This is a genomic window from Paenibacillus soyae, from assembly GCF_024623455.1.
GTDB classification, from domain to species: Bacteria; Bacillota; Bacilli; order Paenibacillales; family Paenibacillaceae; genus Pristimantibacillus; species Pristimantibacillus soyae.
Map to the genome: position 1 here is coordinate 14,676 of NZ_JANIPJ010000021.1, position 19,372 is coordinate 34,047.

20 protein-coding genes, 1 pseudogene and 1 riboswitch are annotated in these 19,372 nt (G+C 55.0%); of the genes and pseudogenes, 8 read left to right on the plus strand and 13 right to left on the minus strand.

Features of this window, described 5'->3' with window-relative positions:
- Window positions 1-41 precede the first annotated feature (41 nt).
- Window positions 42-1,013, minus strand: a complete 972-nt coding sequence (locus NQZ67_RS23655) for a hypothetical protein (RefSeq protein WP_257450830.1) — start codon at window positions 1,011-1,013, stop codon at window positions 42-44.
- Between the two features lie 176 nt (window positions 1,014-1,189).
- Here NQZ67_RS23655 and NQZ67_RS23660 point away from each other — a divergent pair, with 176 nt between their 5' ends.
- On the plus strand, window positions 1,190-2,242 hold the full coding sequence (locus NQZ67_RS23660; RefSeq protein WP_257450832.1) for an LLM class flavin-dependent oxidoreductase: 1,053 nt from the start codon (window positions 1,190-1,192) through the stop codon (window positions 2,240-2,242).
- A 58-nt stretch (window positions 2,243-2,300) separates the two neighbouring features.
- Here NQZ67_RS23660 and NQZ67_RS23665 read toward each other — a convergent pair whose 3' ends face one another.
- Window positions 2,301-2,570: a hypothetical protein gene (locus NQZ67_RS23665; protein WP_257450834.1), complete on the minus strand. Its 270-nt coding sequence runs from the start codon at window positions 2,568-2,570 to the stop codon at window positions 2,301-2,303.
- A 118-nt stretch (window positions 2,571-2,688) separates the two neighbouring features.
- Between NQZ67_RS23665 and deoD the strand changes: the two genes are divergently transcribed.
- Window positions 2,689-3,399: a purine-nucleoside phosphorylase gene (deoD, locus tag NQZ67_RS23670; RefSeq protein ID WP_257450837.1), complete on the plus strand. Its 711-nt coding sequence runs from the start codon at window positions 2,689-2,691 to the stop codon at window positions 3,397-3,399.
- A 56-nt stretch (window positions 3,400-3,455) separates the two neighbouring features.
- Here the strand turns inward: deoD and NQZ67_RS23675 are convergent, their stop codons facing one another.
- The 3 genes and pseudogenes from NQZ67_RS23675 to NQZ67_RS23685 all read right to left on the minus strand — a co-directional run.
- Window positions 3,456-3,767, minus strand: a complete 312-nt coding sequence (locus NQZ67_RS23675; protein ID WP_257450838.1) for a hypothetical protein — start codon at window positions 3,765-3,767, stop codon at window positions 3,456-3,458.
- A gap of 142 nt (window positions 3,768-3,909) precedes the next feature.
- Window positions 3,910-4,386, minus strand: coding sequence for a transcription elongation factor GreA (gene greA / locus NQZ67_RS23680; protein ID WP_257450841.1), 477 nt, complete (start codon window positions 4,384-4,386; stop codon window positions 3,910-3,912).
- A 98-nt stretch (window positions 4,387-4,484) separates the two neighbouring features.
- Window positions 4,485-4,985, minus strand: a pseudogene (locus tag NQZ67_RS23685) (SMI1/KNR4 family protein); the annotation flags it as partial.
- Window positions 4,986-5,219: 234 nt separating this feature from the next.
- Between NQZ67_RS23685 and NQZ67_RS23690 the strand changes: the two are divergent.
- Together NQZ67_RS23690 and NQZ67_RS23695 are read left to right on the plus strand one after the other, a co-directional pair.
- On the plus strand, window positions 5,220-6,914 hold the full coding sequence (locus tag NQZ67_RS23690; protein WP_257450843.1) for a M3 family oligoendopeptidase: 1,695 nt from the start codon (window positions 5,220-5,222) through the stop codon (window positions 6,912-6,914).
- 165 nt (window positions 6,915-7,079) lie between these two features.
- Window positions 7,080-9,188, plus strand: a complete 2,109-nt coding sequence (locus NQZ67_RS23695; protein ID WP_257450845.1) for a YheC/YheD family protein — start codon at window positions 7,080-7,082, stop codon at window positions 9,186-9,188.
- A 39-nt stretch (window positions 9,189-9,227) separates the two neighbouring features.
- On the opposite strand, the gene NQZ67_RS23700 is transcribed toward NQZ67_RS23695, so the two are convergent.
- The 3 genes from NQZ67_RS23700 to NQZ67_RS23710 form a co-directional block, all read right to left on the minus strand.
- Window positions 9,228-10,742, minus strand: coding sequence for an S-layer homology domain-containing protein (locus tag NQZ67_RS23700; protein WP_257450847.1), 1,515 nt, complete (start codon window positions 10,740-10,742; stop codon window positions 9,228-9,230).
- 10 nt (window positions 10,743-10,752) lie between these two features.
- The gene (locus tag NQZ67_RS23705; protein ID WP_257450849.1) at window positions 10,753-11,847 is read right to left on the minus strand and encodes a YheC/YheD family protein; all 1,095 of its coding nucleotides are present in this window, start codon (window positions 11,845-11,847) and stop codon (window positions 10,753-10,755) included.
- 93 nt (window positions 11,848-11,940) lie between these two features.
- Window positions 11,941-12,363: a DUF1284 domain-containing protein gene (locus NQZ67_RS23710; RefSeq protein WP_257450851.1), complete on the minus strand. Its 423-nt coding sequence runs from the start codon at window positions 12,361-12,363 to the stop codon at window positions 11,941-11,943.
- 195 nt (window positions 12,364-12,558) lie between these two features.
- Between NQZ67_RS23710 and NQZ67_RS23715 the strand changes: the two genes are divergently transcribed.
- Entirely contained in the window at window positions 12,559-12,900 is a 342-nt protein-coding gene (locus tag NQZ67_RS23715; RefSeq protein WP_257450853.1) for a DUF4234 domain-containing protein, read from the plus strand.
- Window positions 12,878-13,291, plus strand: a complete 414-nt coding sequence (locus tag NQZ67_RS23720; RefSeq protein ID WP_257450855.1) for a DUF2752 domain-containing protein — start codon at window positions 12,878-12,880, stop codon at window positions 13,289-13,291. Before NQZ67_RS23715 ends, NQZ67_RS23720 begins: the two co-directional genes overlap by 23 nt.
- Window positions 13,292-13,303: 12 nt before the next feature.
- On the opposite strand, the gene NQZ67_RS23725 is transcribed toward NQZ67_RS23720, so the two are convergent.
- Window positions 13,304-13,762: a hypothetical protein gene (locus NQZ67_RS23725; protein ID WP_257450857.1), complete on the minus strand. Its 459-nt coding sequence runs from the start codon at window positions 13,760-13,762 to the stop codon at window positions 13,304-13,306.
- 18 nt (window positions 13,763-13,780) lie between these two features.
- A complete protein-coding gene (locus NQZ67_RS23730) occupies window positions 13,781-14,545 on the minus strand; it encodes a hypothetical protein (protein WP_257450860.1) in 765 nt (254 codons plus the stop codon).
- Between the two features lie 205 nt (window positions 14,546-14,750).
- Here NQZ67_RS23730 and NQZ67_RS23735 point away from each other — a divergent pair, with 205 nt between their 5' ends.
- Entirely contained in the window at window positions 14,751-15,599 is an 849-nt protein-coding gene (locus tag NQZ67_RS23735) for a hypothetical protein (protein WP_257450862.1), read from the plus strand.
- Window positions 15,600-15,660: 61 nt separating this feature from the next.
- Here NQZ67_RS23735 and NQZ67_RS23740 read toward each other — a convergent pair whose 3' ends face one another.
- From NQZ67_RS23740 to NQZ67_RS23750, 3 genes are all read right to left on the minus strand, one after another.
- Window positions 15,661-16,647, minus strand: a complete 987-nt coding sequence (locus NQZ67_RS23740) for a ketoacyl-ACP synthase III (protein ID WP_257450865.1) — start codon at window positions 16,645-16,647, stop codon at window positions 15,661-15,663.
- Between the two features lie 24 nt (window positions 16,648-16,671).
- Window positions 16,672-17,022, minus strand: coding sequence for a hypothetical protein (locus NQZ67_RS23745; protein WP_257450868.1), 351 nt, complete (start codon window positions 17,020-17,022; stop codon window positions 16,672-16,674).
- A gap of 114 nt (window positions 17,023-17,136) precedes the next feature.
- Window positions 17,137-17,225, minus strand: a riboswitch (cyclic di-GMP riboswitch).
- A gap of 161 nt (window positions 17,226-17,386) precedes the next feature.
- Complete coding sequence (locus tag NQZ67_RS23750; RefSeq protein ID WP_257450871.1) at window positions 17,387-17,707, minus strand: MGMT family protein; 321 nt, start codon at window positions 17,705-17,707, stop codon at window positions 17,387-17,389.
- A 210-nt stretch (window positions 17,708-17,917) separates the two neighbouring features.
- Here NQZ67_RS23750 and NQZ67_RS23755 point away from each other — a divergent pair, with 210 nt between their 5' ends.
- Window positions 17,918-19,189, plus strand: a complete 1,272-nt coding sequence (locus tag NQZ67_RS23755; protein WP_257450873.1) for a methyl-accepting chemotaxis protein — start codon at window positions 17,918-17,920, stop codon at window positions 19,187-19,189.
- Window positions 19,190-19,372: the final 183 nt, after the last annotated feature.

Consider the following 19,372-nt stretch of genomic DNA (forward strand, 5'->3'; position numbering starts at 1 on the left):
TTTTTCGGTGCTGCCTTGGGTTTGGTTATGGCCCTTCGCGCCTACGCCTTCACTAGATTCGACTGCACGATGTAGCGGAATTGCTCCATCGCTCGCGCACGCAGCGATTCATCGGTTACGCGCCGAAGATGGTCGTAGAAGCTGAACGGGAATTTGAACACATGCCCGAAATCCCAGTCATGCCCCGCGAAATCCTGTTGCCAGTACTCTCGTTCATGCGGGAGATGAGCGGACCGGGGCGAGCGAACGAGCGGCAGCCTATCGACGGGAGAGACAAGCTTTACCGCCTCTGCTCGCTCTACGATCCGGCTGCCTCTGAGAGCCTTCGCCAGGACGAGCAGGGAAGGGACTCCTTTCTCGAACAGCTCACGGAACCCTAGATCGTGCAGCATATTCAGCCCATGGGAGAAGGTTAGCAGATGCCCGATCAAATCATGATGCGATTCCGCCCTATAGATCGTCTGGAACGCGGCCAGCTCGACGAGCACGAATTCGGACAGCTGATCCGCTCCTTCAATCCGCGGCATGCCGTCGCTTTCCTCGATCGACATCCTCTTCACTTCGGAAGCGGTCACGCCGATCCATGAGCGGCCGGGGATCGTGCCTTTGAAGGCGCGAATCAGCTCCACGATGCCTGCTATGTCATCCTCGTTGCCCCATTGCCCCAGCTCGCGCAACGCTTTGAGGCTGACTGCCGAGTAGATGACGTTATGCCCCACCCAATGCAGCCTATCTAGCGTCTGCTCCAGCGCATCGGCAATCATGGCTTCCGCTCGCTCTGGGACGCAGTCGGGAGATGAGCTCGCCGCTTTAACCGTCGGATGCTTCGCCCGCATCCGATCGGCTTGCGATCTAATCGCTTCCGCCGTTTCATCATCCAGGCCGTACTCGTGCGCGAGAAAATAACCCCCAATGGCCGCCGCCCCGATATGAGCCTGCCATATATCCCCCGTCGCGCGCTTGCATTGCGCAATCAAGGACAAACCGTATGCTAGCAGCTGTCGCTCATCCACATCCAACCCCTCCTTTTACCTTTAGACGTGCCTGGCACCTCTATTTCCTCCGAAATCGGGAAAACTACCCGAACAATCCAACTGAAGTAGACCCCAACACTAAAATAACTTACTTTTATTGATTTACATTAATTTTTATAGTAAAATAGAAGCAACAAAAAAGGAGGCGTCACGCCATGTTTGATATAGGAATCAGTACCTTTCTAGAAACGACACCGCATCCGAAGACCGGAGCCCCAATCAGCCACGCGGAGCGGCTGCGCAACGCGGTGGAGGAGATCGTGCTCGCGGACCAGGTCGGCCTCGACGTCTACGGAGTAGGCGAGCATCATCGCGCCGACTACGCGGCCAGCGCGCCGGCGCTCGTACTCGCCGCGGCGGCAACGCAAACCAAGCGGATCCGGCTAAGCAGTGCCGTAACCGTATTATCATCGGATGACCCGGTCCGCGTCTATCAGGACTTCGCCACCGTGGACGGGTTGTCGAACGGCAGAGCGGAAATAATGGCCGGCAGAGGCTCGTTCATCGAATCGTTCCCGCTGTTCGGGCAGAACCTCGACGACTACGACGAGCTGTTCGAGCAAAATCTGGAGCTGCTGCTCCACATTCGCGAGAACGAGAAAGTGAACTGGCGCGGCGGCCATCGCCCGGCCATCAGCAACCGCGGCGTCTACCCGCGTGCCGTTCAAGAGCCCCTTCCGGTATGGATCGCAAGCGGAGGCAATCCGGAATCGGCCGTGCGGGCGGGCATGCTCGGCCTGCCGATCGTATTCGCCATTATCGGAGGCATGCCGGAGCGGTTCGCGCCGCTTGTTAACCTTTACAAGCAAGCCGCGGCAAAAGCCGGGCATGATCCAAGCAAGCTTCAGATCGCGACTCATTCGCACGGCTTCCTTGCCGACTCGACGGAGGAAGCGGCCGATCTCTTCTTCCCGTACAACCAAGCTCAGATGAACACGATCGGCAGGGAACGCGGCTGGCCGCACTACGACCGGGCGGCATACGACAATGCGCGCAGCCTGCGCGGCGCCCTGTACGTCGGCGATCCTGAATATGTGGCGGAGAAAATCGTGCTGCTCCACAAAAATCTGGGACTCACCCGTTTCTTCCACCACGTCGATATCGGCTCCATGCCGCATCGCGAAGTACTGCGCTCCATTGAGCTGCTCGGCACCAAGGTCGCTCCGATCGTCCGCAAGGAGCTGGAGCGGACCGCGGCGAATGCCTAACGAATAAACAAGCCGAGACGCCATTCGTCCCGGCTTGTTCTCCGTCCCAGCCTTCTCTCTACTGGCGGCAGACCGCCTTCTCAAAGGTGCGGATCAGCTCCTCCGTGTAGGCCGCAAGCCCGATATGCCGAATGACGGCCGGATTCAGCATGTATTCCCCGATCGCGCCCTGAATCGCGTTCGCCATCACTTCCGCCCGAAACTCGCCGAACGTCCCGTCCGCTTGGCCTTCCCGCAGAATACGAACCAGCTCCTGCATGACCGGCTCGGCCTCTTCGTCGTCTTGAATTTTGTAATAAAACCAAAGCCTGTCCGCGCAAGAAGCCATTCGTTTTGCCGGCTACAATTGGTTAGCGCCTCATCTTTTATGGGTTTTGGCTGCAAATATGCTATGCTAAAACAGGATCCGATCCATTCACAATTTCGAGTTTACGGAGGACATGAACATGAGTGTGCATATTGAAGCCAAACCGGGCGAAATCGCCGAAACGATCCTGCTGCCGGGCGACCCGCTCCGGGCCAAATATATCGCCGAGACGTTCCTTGAGAATGCCGTCTGCTACAACCAGGTACGAGGCATGCTCGGCTATACCGGCACGTATAAGGGAAAACGCGTCTCCGTTCAGGGGACAGGCATGGGCATGCCGTCGGCCGCCATCTACATACACGAGCTGATCAACGACTACGGCGTCAAAAACCTGGTGCGAGTCGGCACATGCGGCGCCATCCAGCCGGACGTCAAAGTACGCGACGTCATTATCGCGCAAGCTGCCGCAACGAACTCGGCGATCATCCGCAACCGGTTCCCGGGCTACGACTTCCCGCAAATCGGCGATTTCGAGCTCATTATGAAGGCTTACGAGGCAGGCAAGAAGAAAGGCCTTCAGCTGCGCGTCGGCAACGTGCTGTCTTCGGACATGTTCTACTCCGAGGACAAGGAGATGACTGCCGAGCTGGGCCGCCATGGCGTGCTTGCGATTGAGATGGAAGCAGCTGTGTTGTATTATTTGACCAATAAATTCCGGGTCAAAGGCCTATGCGTGCTCACCGTCAGCGACCATATCCTAACCGGAGAAGAAACAACGTCGCTGGAGAGACAGACCACCTTCAATGACATGATCGAAGTGGCTTTAGATGCGGTAACGGCATCTGAGTAACTCGTCAGTCTAATAGCAAAAAAGCAGCCGAACCCAATTGGTCGGCTGCCCTCTTTTTATATTTTCGTCACCGGTCTGTAAGTGAAATCCCTCGTCATCCTCAACACTTTAAAACCGCGCGTCCCCTTCGGCTTCGGGTGCTTCACCCGGAACTCCATATAAGGCGTGATGTTCGTCAATTCGGCATCCTCTTGGTAATGCTCCTTTATCAACCGGATGTAATCCCCGACCGTCGCCTGCTTCCCCTTCTCCACTAACAATGGCAGCTGCTCGTTCTTCACCTCGAAATACCCTATGGACTCTATGGTGACGAAAAATCGATCCTTGGAGACTAAGGTGTTGTTCTCTTGGAGTATATCCTTGTCCACTGTTCCATTCCCCTTTTTGTCCAGTGCTGCTCGCTTTTTATTACCATACCCCAGCAGCTTCATGAAGATTCACTGCACAAAAAAAGGCTGCCAACACCGTCAATCGACGATTGTTGAACAGCCTATTTGGGAGTTTACATCTTTAGACCTTAATCTCTAGAAGCTCGTACTCAATAATGCCCACTGGAGCGTTCACTTGAATCTTGTCGCCGACCTTCTTGCCCATCAGCTCTTTGCCGAGCGGGCTTTCATAAGAGATCTTGTTGTCCGCGACATCCGCTTCGGCCGGACCGACCACGCGGTATTCGATCTTCTCGTTAAATTCGACGTCGTTCAACGTAACCAACGAGCCTACAACGACATGTCCCGTGCTGATGCTGCCCGTATCCACGACGCGCGCGATCTTGAGCATTCTCTCCAGCTGCAGGATCCGGGTCTCCATATGGGCCTGATCGTCCTTGGCCGAATGGTATTCGCTATTCTCCTTCAAGTCGCCGTAGCTGATCGCTACTTTCAGCCGCTCGGACAACTCCTTGCGCTTCACCGTTTTGAGCTCTTCAAGCTCCTCTTCAATCTTTCTTAAGCCTTCCGGCGTCATGACCAATTCTTCGTTTGCCACGTTCTGTATTCCCCTTTCCCTCTCGATCGCATTACCATTGTACCCCATATGTTGGCAAAATACATGCTCTTTCCGCAACATGTCCAATGCTTTCGTTACTCGAACATGTCTTCATGCACCAAGCCTCGGACAAAAGCCTCGAAGCTCGGGGCTAGAAACGTCACGCGGTAGTCCCATTCCTGATCGACATGGATAACTTCAGGCTCGCCGTCCGGACCGCACTTGCGGTAATCCAGCATGACGACATCATGGCCGGCCGACGGGCAGTCGCAGATCACCACGCCGATATCCGGATATCCCCACTCTTCGATCATGAATTGGCTGCCGAATTCCCCGCCAAGCGAATTCGCCTTGTCGCGCCCGATGCCGAGTATGCCGGAAATCATCATATGATCCTCCGCCCAGGAGGTGCGCTCCGTCGTGGGGAAGCATACGTTTCTGGGAATCCCCCCGTTATGCTCCTTCATCATCGCCACGTAGAATGCAGGCAGCTTGTAACCTAGCTCCTCCTCGATCGACGCGATCAACTCGTCCGTCGGCGGCTCCGACACGTATTCCTTGAGCGCATAATCGCTGTCATCCCAGAAATCATCAAGCATTCGCTCAGACTCCTTCCACCCGTATTAGGTTCATGCCTGTCCGCGTTGTTATATGTTCCCATTATATCGGATCGAAGAGGGAAGATACAGCTATCGCGTCGGATTCGGTAACGTCTTGTTATAGCGATTGTCTACATTTATTTACGATCGCGAATGGCTTACAATGGCATTATACAGAATACTCTTCTGTAAGCCATTGTGAATTCTAATCCCATGAAAGCGGGTGGCACCGGAATGAAATTTAGCGAATATACGTATGAACGTCCAGAGGTGAAGGCGTTCGAGGCCAAGTTCAAGGAGCTTCTGGCCGCATTCGAAGCAGCGGACAGCTACGAGAAGCAGGACGAGGCAATGACCGGACTGAACAAGCTGCGCAGCGAGTTCGATACGATGCAGACGATCGCGAGCATCCGTCACTCCATTGACACCACCGACGAGTTCTACAAGGCCGAGCAGGATTTCTTCGACGAGAACGGCCCCGTCGTGCAGGAATACATAACCGATTACTACCGCTCGCTCGTCGGCTCGAAGTTCCGCGAGCAGCTTGAGGCCAAGTGGGGACGCCAGCTGTTCCAGCTCGCCGAACTGTCGCTGAAGACGTTCAGCCCCGAGGTGATCGAGGATCTGCAGCAAGAGAACAAGCTGACCACGGCTTATACGAAGCTGATCGCCTCCGCGAAAATTCCGTTCGAAGGCGAAGAGCGGACGCTCGCGCAGCTTGCCCCGTTCCAGCAGTCGACGGATCGCGGCATGCGCAAGCGCGCCGCTGAGGCTTCCTCCGGCTTCATGGCGGAGAACGAAGCCGAATTCGACCGCCTGTACGACGAGCTCGTGAAGACACGCGCGCGCATCGCGAAGAAGCTGGGCTTCGAAAGCTTCGTAGAGCTGGGCTATGCCCGCATGCAGCGCACCGATTACAGCGCGGAGATGGTCGCGAAGTTCCGCGAGCAAGTGCTGGAGTATATCGTACCGGCAGCATCGAAGCTCAAGGAACGCCAACGCAGCCGCATCGGCGTGGACGATCTGCTGTACTACGACGAGAATCTGGCGTTCCTCTCCGGCAACGCCACGCCGAAGGGCGACCCGGACTGGATCGTAGCGAACGGAAAGAAGATGTACGCCGAGCTGTCGCCGGAGACGGACGCCTTCTTCCAGTTCATGCAGGACAACGAGCTGATGGATCTTGTCGCCAAGAAAGGCAAACAAGGCGGCGGCTACTGCACGTACCTCAGCGAGCATCAGGCGCCTTATATTTTCTCCAACTTCAACGGGACATCGGGCGACATCGACGTGCTGACGCACGAGGCGGGCCACGCGTTCCAGGTGTACGAGAGCAGAGACTACGCGGTGCCGGAGTATGCCTTCCCGACATACGAGGCTTGCGAGATCCACTCCATGAGCATGGAGTTCTTCACATGGCCTTGGATGGATCTGTTCTTCAAGGAAGAGGCGGACAAATACCGTTTCGATCATCTCGCGGGCGCGCTCATCTTCATCCCTTACGGCGTTACCGTCGACGAATTCCAGCATTTCGTCTATGCGAATCCTGACGCCACGCCGGCCGAGCGAAAGCAAGCCTGGCGCGAGATCGAGAAGAAGTACTTGCCTCACCGCAATTATGCGGACAACTCGTATCTCGAGGCGGGCGGCTTCTGGCATAAGCAGGGACATATTTTCAACTCGCCATTCTACTACATCGATTACACGCTCGCGCAAATCTGCGCGTTCCAATTCTGGAAGAAGATGCACGAGGACCGCGAAGCGGCATGGAACGCATATGTAGATCTGTGCCGGCTGGGCGGAAGCCGCTCCTTCACGGAGCTCGTGAGCGCCGCCGGACTGATCTCCCCGTTCGAAGACGGCTGCGTCTCGTCCGTCATCGGCACCATCGAGAATTGGCTGGAAGGCGTGGACGATAAGGCTCTTTAATAGAAGTTACCCATGGGAAGAGGCTGCCTGGTTCAGGCGGCCTCTTTCCCTTCCCGTCCCTCGCATGGCCGCACCGTCTATCTCCTCCTTGCGACCCGTAAATAATTAGCCACGCATAGCGGCATACTGGCAATAAGTTTATGCAACCGGCATGGGGGGATCGCAATGCAGATCGGAGTATACCATAGGCAGGGTTCACCAACCGATGTTATAGCGGCCGGGCGCCTGCAAGCCATGATCGAAGAGTCGGCTAAGCAAGGGGTGCAGCTCCTGTTTTTCCATGACGGAGGGGTCAGCGAGCATGGGGTCAGCGGGCTGCGCTTTGCGAACGGCGAATGGACGGAAGCCTCATCCCCGCTGCCCGAAGTGGTCATGAACCTGTCGCCGCTCCCTCCCGGGCAGCAATCCCGAACTTATCGGGAGCTCATGTATCGGACCGTTTTCACGACCCATCTCATCCACGGCAAGCATGCGGTTTATCAGAAGCTTCTTGCCGCGCCGGACTTTGCGCATTTGGTTATGCCCGTTAAGAGGCTGGCAAATTCCCTGGCCATCGGCCAGCTGCTCGCGATGCTGGACGAGCATGATGAGATCGTGCTGAAGCCGGACTTCGGCAGACAGGGTGCCGGCATCGTGCGGTTAGCCAAATCGAAGGGCCTATACCAATGGCAGGATGCCGAAGACGCCATCGTTTTCACCGCGGAGCAGCTGGAACGAAGGGTACGCAGCCTCGTCGAGGCGGAGCCCTATATCGTCCAGCCTTATCAGCGCTGCCTCACGAGGCTGGGCGAGCCGTTCGACTTCCGCGTCCATGTGCAGCGGGATGGCACGGGGCAATGGAGCGTCACGCGGGTTTATCCCCGAATCGGCGTAGAAGGGGGCGTCGTCTCCAATGTAAGCGCCGGCGGACGCCAAGAGGAGCTGGAGTTCTTCTTGCGCACCGAGTTCCCGGATAACGCCCCGTTCCTAGGCCTATATCTGGAACGTCTGGGATTGCGTATCGCGGAATATTTAAGCGATTGCTACGAGAATCCTCTCGACGAGCTCGGCATCGATCTCTCGATTGATGCGAGCCGGCGAACCTGGTTCTACGAAGCCAATACGAGCCCCGCTTCGAGCAGGCACGAATCGGCAAGGGCCGCGAAAGCCATTGCCTATGCTAAATATTTGGCGCTGGAGGAACGCAGTCTGGCTGACGAGCCGCTGCAAACCAAAAGCGACGCCCCCGTTATCGGCATGCTCGCGGGCACCGATATCGACATGAGCTTCGTCGAAGCCTGCGCCAGCGTGGCGAAGCTGTATGGAGCGGAATTTTTTTATTTTCATCCGAAAAACGTGAATGCTGAGAACCACTACATACGTGCACGGGTATTCGAGAACGGCGCTTGGAAAAAACGAACCTGTCCTTATCCCGACGTCGTGTTCGACAAGTTCAAACGACGTGGCTTTCCCGAGTACGAATATGTATATGAAGCGTTATCCTCCATCCCGTTCACGCACGGGCTGCAGGGCGGCTCCATGCGCAAGGAGTTCGTGTACGGCTGGCTGGAATCGCACAGTCTTCTGCGCCAAATCGTCATTCCGTACCTTCCCGTGGAGAAGCCTTCCGAGATGGCCGCTTTCGTCGACACTCACCTCAGAGTCATTATCAAGCCGGCGCAGGGCTCCTTCGGCCAGAGCATTATTATGATTCGCAAACGGGAGGACGACTACGAGCTTTTCGATCAGAAGTTCTTGCATTATTTGAAGCCGGATGAATTCCAGGCCTTCCTCCGGATGTTCGCGGGAAGGGGATACGTCGCCCAGCGGTACGTCTACAGCACAACCAAAGAAGATTACCCCTTCCATCTCCGAGTTCATCTGATGAAGAACGGCGCCGGCGAATGGGTGGTCGTCTTCATCCAGCCGTTCCTCTCGTTATCCTATATCCATCAGGTGACGAATCACGAGAACACGCTGCGCCTTGCGTCGAAATGGATTTGGTTCTTGTCGAGCCAATATCAGGAGGAGCTGGGCATGGAGATGGACCGCAAGGTTCGAACGACGGCGCTGATGGCCGCCTCCTATCTGTCCACGAAGCTTAGCGGGGCCTGCCACGAGATCGCGCTCGATATCGGCGTCGACCAGAGCCGGAAGCTGTGGCTGTTCGAAGCGAACTTCAATAAGATCGGCAACACGTTTCATGGCTTCGAAGCGGCGCGGCTGGCTATTCCCTATGCGCTATCCCTCGTTAACCGGAACTTGAAAGCAAAACAACCCTTGGCGCAGCCGTAACGCTGCGCCAAGGGCCTGTGCTTCCAAACAACTAGCAAATTAAGAATTCATAAGTCCGGCTTGCTGCAATAGCTTCATGATGACAACCGCGCTTTGCGACTTGGTTCCCGCCTTCTGAGAAGCAATTTGACCGCCGCCCGTGCCCTGCAGCAGGCCGCTCTCGATCGCCTTGCGCATGTCGTCCTTCGCCCAGTCCGATACGCTGTCCATGTCCCGGAAGGAATCCACCGTCGCGCCCCCTTGCACCGATGGGAGCTCCAACTGGAATGCCGCCGCCGCGCGGACGAGCACAGCCGCCATTTGCTCTCTAGTCATCATGCGGTCCGGAGCGAAGGTACCCTCGGCGATACCCTTGAACAGCCCCGCGTTCACCGCAATTTGGACGGCGGCCGCGTAAGAGGCGTTCGAATCGATATCATGGAACGGGTTCTCTGAATGGCCTGTATCGCTGCCCTCGAGACCCAGCGCCCGCACGATCAGCCGCGCGAATTCCACGCGGGAAATTTGCGCATCCGGATTGAACTTGCCTGTCTCGTCCGACTCAAGGACTCCCTTGCTGCCCATGACGTCCAGGGCTTCGGCAGCCCAATGGCCGGTTGTATCCGCGAACGTCTCGTTCCGTTCTTCGATAACGAAGGTGCCCGTACGGGTACTGTGAATATGGGCGCGCCCTTCTTCATCGAACGTTACCGGGACCGGATAACGTACGCCGTTCTCGATAATATATGCCGCGCCTTTCTTTGGAGCGGCCACCGGCTTCGCGATCGGCACGATCATCGCCGCGAATTGGCCCTGCATCTGCGTGAATGATACTTCTTGACCGTTCGCGCCGGCAGTGAACGTTAATTCGTAGGACTCGGCCGAGGCAGACGCCACTTTCTCGATTTTCAGCTTCAGCTCAAGCTTCGCGGCATCGACGCCAAGCTGCTTCGCAGCCGCATCCAGCGGGAGCGCAGATGAAGGAATGCGTACGCCGATATCGCCCGTTTGAATCGAAAGCATGACGGATTTGCTGGCCAATAATTGAATCGCAGCGGACGGAATGTCCGCTTCCACGCGGCTCGATCCCTTCACGCTTGGCACTACGATTTCAATCGTATCGCGCTTCTTCGCCGCTTTCACGGCAGCTTCGATGCCATCCTTCAGCACCTTGAACTTAGCTAGCTGCTTCCCATCAGCCGACTTCACCACATCAAGCGACGCCGAGTTCGGCGTTTCTTGGCTGCTGTTCACGGCTGGAATCAACGCGCCGATGACGGCGCCCGCGTTCGTCCCGCTTCCCACGCTCGGCACAGGCGCAGGTACAACATCTTCTCCGCTGGTGAGCTGAAGATCTACATCTTCGGTTTGGATCAGGGCTGTAAAATATTGCAGCGAGTCCCCTTGATAGACGGGAGGCTGCGGGCCCGAATGCTCCGCCGGCTGCGCGCCGAGCGCGGAAGCCGTGCCGCCGATCAGGCTCGTCGACAAGGTTACGGCCAGAAGCGAGGAGCTTACGGTTTTTTTCATACTGCGAGTCGGGCGGGATTTCTTGGCGGTTGTTTTCTTCTTCATTGTGTCACCTCTATGATGTCATCATGGCCAGCTGTAGCTCAGGGTCTTGTTTCTTGCGTTCCTGCTCGGTACGAGCAAGGTGGATGATATATGGCACGGATTTTTTTGCGACTTCCAGGTGGATGAACGTTTTTCCCAGCCGATTCATATTGGCCTCGAATAACCAGATCTTCCCGCTTGGATCCATGCCAAGATCCAACCCGATTTCGTGCACGCGATAATCGAGCAAGCCCTGAAGATGCTCCGCGAATTGCAGCGAAAATTCCGTCAGGCGCCGCCGGAAGCCGAAAAACCGGTCTTCGGGAAGCCCTAGATCCTTTACGTAAAAGTTTTTCAGGTCGCCGACGTATCCTCCGGACGCAAAATTCGATACAACGCCGGATGGATTGCCGATCCGCGGATAAATCTTGACCATTTCCAATTCGCCGTTCTCCCCCCGGCACATATGAGCGCGGAAATCGAAGGGATTGCCGTTTTTCGTCGCGCTGCGAATAAACGGCTGCACGAGATAATGACCCCGGCCCTTCAGCCCGACAGCCTTCAGCCACTCGGTCAATCCTCTGGGGAAGTGGAAGGACGTCTCCTGATCTTTAATGACGATATAACCGTCCTCATTCCGGCGAATATAAAACAATTGCTTGCCCTGCATCCCCCGGGCAGGCTTCACAATGACTTCACCAAACCGTTCAAGCCAGGCGAATATCTGCTCCGTACTATTAATCTTCTCGGACGGAATGATCACGTCTTCGAATTTCCCGCTGTCCAGAATGAGTTGATTAATGGTTAACTTGTCATCGGCCGCAAACGTCTTATCCGTCGACATCGGAATGCCTTCGAGCGCGCCGTATGCTTCCGGGTACAGCCTGCCGCGTCTCGCAATCCGGTCATAGATAGCGTCAGGGTATGGGAAGACGCGCTGAACCCATTCATCGTTCTCGATCGTATAGCCGTGAATGGTCCGGCTTTCGGCTCGAATGTCATCCGGCGTGAAATAATAAAATACCGCATTCCGCAAAGAAGCCACGGCGGCAAACGAATATTTCAACAAATTCCCGGCCTTGCCTTCACAGAACATCGCAATCGTCACACGGGATGCAGGCTCCATCGTCTCCCCCTTTAATAAGCCGAAACTATTGGTCTCTGCTACTCATTATAAGGATGAAAGCTTCTGTGTGAATCCATCAATTAATGGGATATTTCAAAGCAGCGGACGGAGCACGCGATCGCCGTGAATATGCTCGACGCCCTCCTTGCACAAGCCCAGCGGCTCCCATCTGCAGTTCGTGCAGATTGTCCGTATATCCGCCGGCTGAACGTTATTCGACACCCGCTCGCAGACGTTCGACCAGCTGTCCGTTTCTCCTACGCTTAGGCCAAGCCGAGATATGACCTCAGCGTCCTTCTCATAGACGGAGTCATTCTCGCAATGCGGATGCTGATCCTTCGGAAACGCCCTGCAGATGTCGTCAGGCCCCTCGATCACTTCGATCCTCGTCTCCGGATGCAGACGAAGTGTCTCGTAGATAGACGTCATATTCATGCAGAACCCCTCCGAGTACCCTTTGCCCCGGTAGCCCAATAAACATAGCAAGTGATGTCCCCTAAGCTTGATCGTCGTCATCCTTTATCGCTCTCCTTCCTTGCTTGAGCCTATTAGGTTCGGCGCTTAGCGATTCTATTCCTGCCACAACGACCATTCGACAATATCTATCAAAAAAATCTATTTATTTCCGAAATTTGTCTTGTCAGTAGAAAGCGTTTTCCTTATACTAAGGGCTGGCGTCTATTGCCGATATTTGAAACGGGAGAGTGCAAGATGATTAATCAAAGAAACATTGCATTAGCAATCGTTTTGACCCTTGTTACATGCGGAATCTACGGCATCTATTGGTTCATCGTCATGACCAATGAAGTCGGAACACTGGCGAAGGACGATTCGTTCACAGGCGGCAAGCATTTCTTGCTGAGCATCGTAACTTGCGGCATCTGGACCTTGGTTTGGTCCTATCAGGTCGGCAAGCTTGTTGCGGAAGCGCAGCGGCAGCGCGGCATGATCGCGAACGACAATTCGGTTCTCTACCTTATCCTTTCGTTCTTCGGACTAGGCATCGTCACTTATGCGCTGGTACAATCCGATGTTAACAAAATGGCGGTCTAAGCTTCGCCTGCACATCAAGAAAAACCCCAAACTCGTTTGGGGTTTCTTTCTTGGCGCGGCAGGCCTCTTATACATCAAGGTTTGGCTGCCGACGACACGGCTCGGCATTCCTTGCGTATTCCATGAAGTAACCGGCTTGTATTGTCCGGGCTGCGGCGTTACGCGAGCTGCCGCATCGCTCTTGCAATTCGACCTTGTTCAGGCTTTTCGATACAATGCTCTCTTATTTCTGCTGCTTCCTTTGTACGCTCTTTATGTCGTCATGCAGAAGAAGCAATGGCGGCGTTCCAGCCAAGCACTAATGACGGGAATGGTGATCATCACGATATTGTTCGGCGTTCTTCGCAACTTCCCGGCCTTCGCCTGGCTCGCGCCAACCTCGCTTCTGTAGGGAAATCAAGCGCTAGGGAGTATGAATCCGCGCCATCCCCAGCGCTTGATGCTCCCACAGCATCTGCTGAATGCTTTCCCACTGTGTATCCTCGCACCGGATCATCAGCACGATTTCCGCCGTAATTTTCTTGGCGCCGTACTTATTGCGTTTCACGAGCCACAGCTTCAGCAGGAATCCCGATGTCATTCCGAATAAGGCCCCAATAATGCCCCATATGATCGGCCCCCATGGCAAAATATAGCCGTAGATGGCTCCGAGCAGCATAAAAACCGTACCCAGAACCGCGGAGCTGTCGAGCATGCTGAAGCCGTCCGCGCTATGGACCGTGTCGAACAGCGCCCTCGGCTCCGTCCTTTTGTCCAGGGGCGCCGCGAAAATATTCATTCTCGGGATATCCCGCTGCTCCAGTGCCGATATCGCCAGCTCCAGAAACACCGAGTTTTCGAACGTCGCGATAATGAGCGCCATTCCTACACCTCCTAACGCTTAAACGGGAAACTCGAACCGAGGATCCTGATAATGGGTGCGCAGATGCTTGCTGAGTTCCTTTTCGCACAGAATGTTGTACTCGACGGAAGAACTGTACGCATCGTACCAGACAAAGAAGTAGATGGACGGCAAATACATCAGCCATTGCATGTTGACGGCTTGTTTGGCCTGGGCAAAGTCGCCTACCATGGAGAACTTGATGCCTAGCGGAATATGGGCGCAATACAAGATCAGGATCGTATACCCGAATATAAAAAATCCGGTGATGACCTTATGAACGTACAGATGTCCAAGTCCCGGGACCAATAAGGACCACACCATCGCCAGCCAGGGCTTTCGTTTGTCCATGTAATTAATGTCCCAAGTTCCGATGACGAATCCCCCGACCGCGGCATCCTCCCGGTCCGCCAAAATATACTGCTTGTTCAGGTCAACCGTTGTCCGATAGCTGTCCCAGATCCCGAACATATAGATGCCCACGTATAGAATCAGCCATCTCTCCGCGATGACCTGCTTGGCCATCTCGAAATCGCCGATAAGCGAGTACATGATGCCTAGATTGACTTGCGACATGTTATTAATGAAGAGCTCCCAGCCGATGAGGATAAATGCCGGCGCGTACCGATGCTGCATGAGGTGGCCGAATCCCGGATAGGCGAAGGAGAAGAACGCCACCACCCAGGGATTGCGGAAATGAAGCTGCCCCATAGAAAATTGACTGAGATTCGCTCTAAGGCGTCGCGGTTTGGGTTGATCATTCATCTCGCACTAGTTCCTTCGCAATTGTTCAAAGCATTCTCTATGATTTCCAAACGCGGAAGAAGTATGTACGGCTCCGACACTCGAGGTTGCTCTGCCGTCTGAGATATTCGTTTCCTTCGTAAGGAATGAATTTTGCGTTTTGGGGCATGGTATGGCAGTGTGAACATAATGACCATGATCATTCCTGCCAAAAGAAGGTGCAGCAATGCCAAACTTCGTCCCTTACCTGCTACTGTCCCTTATGGCTGTCTGTACGATGGGCTATCTTGTTGTTCGAACCCGGAGCTATTATCCCGTTGTTTTGTTCTTCGCCTTCAGCGGAATGATCTATCTCTTCGAATATTTCATTCTGGTCTTATTCCGGGCTTATCGGTATATGCCTGGCGTTCTCGAGAATCCGGCGTACGACAGCATGGCGGGAGCGCTGGTATCCAACCTGCTGACCATTCCTTCCATAGCCGCGGCTTTGATCATTTTGAAGCTTCGGAAACGGTGGATTCTCTTCTTCGCTCTCTTCTTGACCGGGGTCGAGTGGCTGTTCCTGCGTCTGGACATCTTCGAGCATTATTGGTGGAAGCTCCCTTTCACCACAATCAATATCGCATTTTTCCTATCGCTAGCCGTGTACTGGAGCAAGCGGCTTGAGAAGGGGGGCGGCTTCATCCGATATCTCACGATCCTTATGTTAGCGCTTAGCATAATCGACACGCTCGCCATTGCGCTTCTGTTCACGGGCTTGCGCAGCTTCGATTTCCCTCTGCTCGGGAATGCCTCATGGAATAATATGGCCGTGACTCTTCCTTATTCCTTGTTCAAGGCCCTCTTGTTCACTTCCGCGGTCTACTGGACAAAGCGGTTGTATCCGCTCTTGCTCACGCTGGCCCTCGTTTTTCTAATCAATGTCTGGCTCTTGCGCATAGGTTTCATGACGCTGTCCGTCGACGAATGGCTCTATTACTTAATCTATTTCCCGGGCTCCTTGCTATGTACCCTCATCGTCTATTGGACAAGGCGCTGGTTCCGGCGGCGGGCGACGGCTTCCGAGGTCAAATAGCCGCTAAGCCTCCAATATAAAGAAACCGCTCCTGCCGGCCCGGCAGAAGCGGTTTTTGCGTTTAATAACGGAATAAAGACGCCGCGAGCTGATAGCCCGCTCCGATCGTCCAGAGGAGCACAAGGTCCCCTCTGCGGATTCGTCCCGTGGCGATGCCTTCGTACAGCGCGATGAACGGACTGCTGGTGCCGGTATAGCCGAACCGGTCTCCGACGTAGACTATCTGTTCGTCCTTCAGCTCGAATCGTTCTTGGATCTTCAGGATGTTGCCGAGCGAGAATTGCGAGCAGCAATACGCCTTCACGTCGCCGGGCTCAAATCCGTTGCGCGCGAGCAGCCGCTCAATCATCTCGTAAGTCGGAGGAAGCGCAACGCTGCCGTCGAACGGCAGCCACTCGATGTACCTCGCGTCGCCGCTGCCCTGCATAGCCGCGGCATGGCCGCGGGCCGGGTACATGATGAAATCCTTGTTCCCGGAATCGGTGTAGTAGACCGAGTCGATGAAGCCGCCCTCCTCGTCCGTACGTTCAAGCACGACCGCGCAAGCGGCGTCGCCATAGTTGGCATACGTAATCGGCTGCTCCGGATTCGAGATCAGCGTGTTGTAATCGGACCCGACGATTAACGTTCTGCGAACGGAGGGGCTCGACATCATATATCGGGCTGCATGATCCGCCGCGACGGTCATGCCCGCGCAGTTCGCGTTCGAGTCCATCACGCTCGTATGGCTGCCCGCTCCGATCGCGGCATGCACCTTCATCGCGTTCGACGGGAAGGTCGTCTCCGGCACCTGCGTCGAGAAGACGATCAGGTCGATGTCGTCCCCTTGAAGACCGCTTGCCGCAAGAGCCTTCCGCGCAGCCTCGATGCCCATCGTCAGCGTGTTCTCGCGTTCGTTGTCGATGACGTACCGGCTGCTTCTTCCCATATACGCCAAGAAGCTGCGGATATCCTGTCCCCGCTCGTCGAAATGGCGAATATAAAACTCGTTGTCTACTCGATTCGCCGGGTGGTAGATTTCAATGCTTCGGATGCGAATGTTACTCATGCTGCTTATCTCCCCGATCGCCTTTTATTTCGTCGTGAATTCGATGTTCGTTAAGCCGGCGTCTTTCGCAACGCGGTTCAGCTGCATTTTGTTGACGAGCTGGGCTTGCGTCAGAATCAGCACAACCTTATGGAAGCCGCTCTGCTTGTAGCTGGCGAACGACGTCTTCAGCTTTTCAACCTCGGTCTGGTTCAATAGAGACATCTCCGTGCAATCAACCTCGAGCTTATACTCCGTCGCTTGTATCGAACCGACCGTGGAGGCGTAGTCCTTGACGAAGCTTTCATAGTCCTGCGGCGTGAACGTCCCCGCTACCATCATCTCCACTGTTTTCGCCGCCCGGTTCACCTTCATGCTGTATGCTTGCGTTGCCATCTCGTTGTCACTCTGCCCTTCTAGTTAGTAAGTTAAGTTAGTTGGAATTCAGGTCTTTGGTAGGACGCAAAAAGACCCCTTTTCAAGAAAAGGAGCCGCTCGTCGTACCCTCTTTTCGGCAGCTGGCTGGCATTCTAGATCGCTCTAGATTAGCCCCTGTAGCTTTGCGTCGCAGGCTTTCGCCTGTTTTGCCATTATCGTGAAAGCTGTATATTGTCCGTATGCCTCTATTCTAGCATTCTAGGACTTTTGACGGAAGATACGTCAGCGTTGTAATTTTTCCCAGTACCCTTCTTAGGCCGAAGCCTCCTTGCGCTTCATGAACACTAGGATCAGCTTGACGAACCCGGCCGCCAGCGCCTCCCTAGAATTGTTCGGGCTCCGGAACATGCCGGTATCGCTCAAGATCGACGGTTCCCTTGAGGCCCACTTCGACTCCTTCGCTCTCCAGCGACGCCGCTTGGCTCCACCTGCCTTCTTCGTCCTGCAAAGCGATCTCTCCGCGAATATTGACGACCCGGTGCCACGGCAGATTATGCGCCCTGCTCATCGTGTGCAAAATTCTCACCACCTGCCGGGCGCCCCTCGGACTCCCCGCCGCATCCGCGATTTGGCCGTAGGTCATGACCTTCCCTTCCGGTATGCTCTGTATAACTTCGATCACTTTTTTCGTGAATGGCTGCATGCTTCTTCCTCCAATTAAAATGCATAATGTCCCACTTTATGAATTTCTTTCACAACTTGGTTATCCCTATTATGAAAATCATTTACAAATCGCGCAAACAATCTCGGAATTAAAATTTTATGACGAATCCTGTCGAATGATTGCAGGAAAAGAGGATAACGCGTTGAATTCCTTTACAAAATCTTAATTTAAGCGACCGGAGGAGTTCCCGTGAACGTTAAACGCGAAATTCTTAAAAAACTGTTTCTCTACCTGCTTCGCAGTTTCCTTCAAGGCGCCGTTATCGGCATTTTTGCCGTCCTTATTACGAATGCGGCCACCGGAACGCCGCTATTTTCCTTGCCGTCGCTTCTGTGCATCGTGTTGGTAGGTCTCGGGACGACCGTATTCGGCTTCTTCAACTTCAAGGCTTACGCCACTCCGTTCGCGGAGATCGAAGGCTTTATTACCACCATCGCGCAGGGCGACCTGACCAAGGATATTAATATGAAAAACCTCGGGCCGCTCGCCCGCTTCGGACCTTCGATGAACAGCATGCGCCAGTCGCTCCACGAGCTGGTGTCGACGGCCAAAGAAACGTCGGAGCAAGTCAACCGTTCCATTGGCGTAGTAACGAAGCAGCTCGACCGGACGCGGGATGATTATAACCAAATCATGTTTTCGGTCCGCGAAGTGTCCTCGGCCATCCGCATTCAGTCGCAGTCCGCGGCCGAAAGCTCCAAAGGCGTGGATGAGATGGCCGTCGGCGTCGGCGAGATCGCGGAGAGCTCGATAGCCGTCGGCGCTTCAAGCAATAACGCGGCCGCGGTTGCGGCCCGAACCCGCGAAGATATCGCGTTCATGAACAACCAGATGAACCGCGTGCAGGAGGCATTCTCCCAGCTGTCGGCGACGATTCAGGAATTCGTCCATATCAGCGGGCATATCGGCGGATCGATTCAGCTCATTACGGAAATATCCGGACAAACCAACCTGCTTGCATTGAATGCCAGCATCGAAGCGGCGCGCGCGGGCGAGCACGGCCGAGGCTTCGCTGTCGTCGCCAGCGAGGTTCGCAAGCTGGCCGCCCAAGCAAGCGAATCCGCAACCTCGATCCAAGAGCTTGTCTCCAAGATGGCGGACAATTCCAAAGACGCGATGGACGCGATGACGCAATCCGAGCGCGAGGTGGAGTCCGGACTGCAGGTCGTACGCGCGACGGAATCGTCGATGTTCGATATTCTGAACACCGTCGAGACGATCAACCAGCAGATCAACAATATCTCCTACGTGGGCGAGCAGCTTGCCGCAGGCAGCGAGCAGATTGCCGCCACGGTGGACGAAATGGCCAAAACCGCCGAAATATCGAACGAAAGCGTGCAAGAAATCGTGCAGCTGACCGGAAGCGTGCAGAGCGCCATGGACGAGGTGACCGAAGCAACGTCGCGCTTGAAGGAGCTTGGCGGCAGCCTGCAGGACTTGATGAACCGGTTTACGATCTAAACCCATTATATCCTGACTCACACAGAAGACGAACGGCCCACTACGCCGCTCGTCTTTTTATTTGGGGGCTGCTAGATGGACAAACAACTCCTGCCGGGACGCACATTTGAAACAGCCTTACCTTCTCCGATGCTTCCTCATGCAAGCACGCCCGCCAGAAGGGATTCGCCGGCTCTGCGGAGA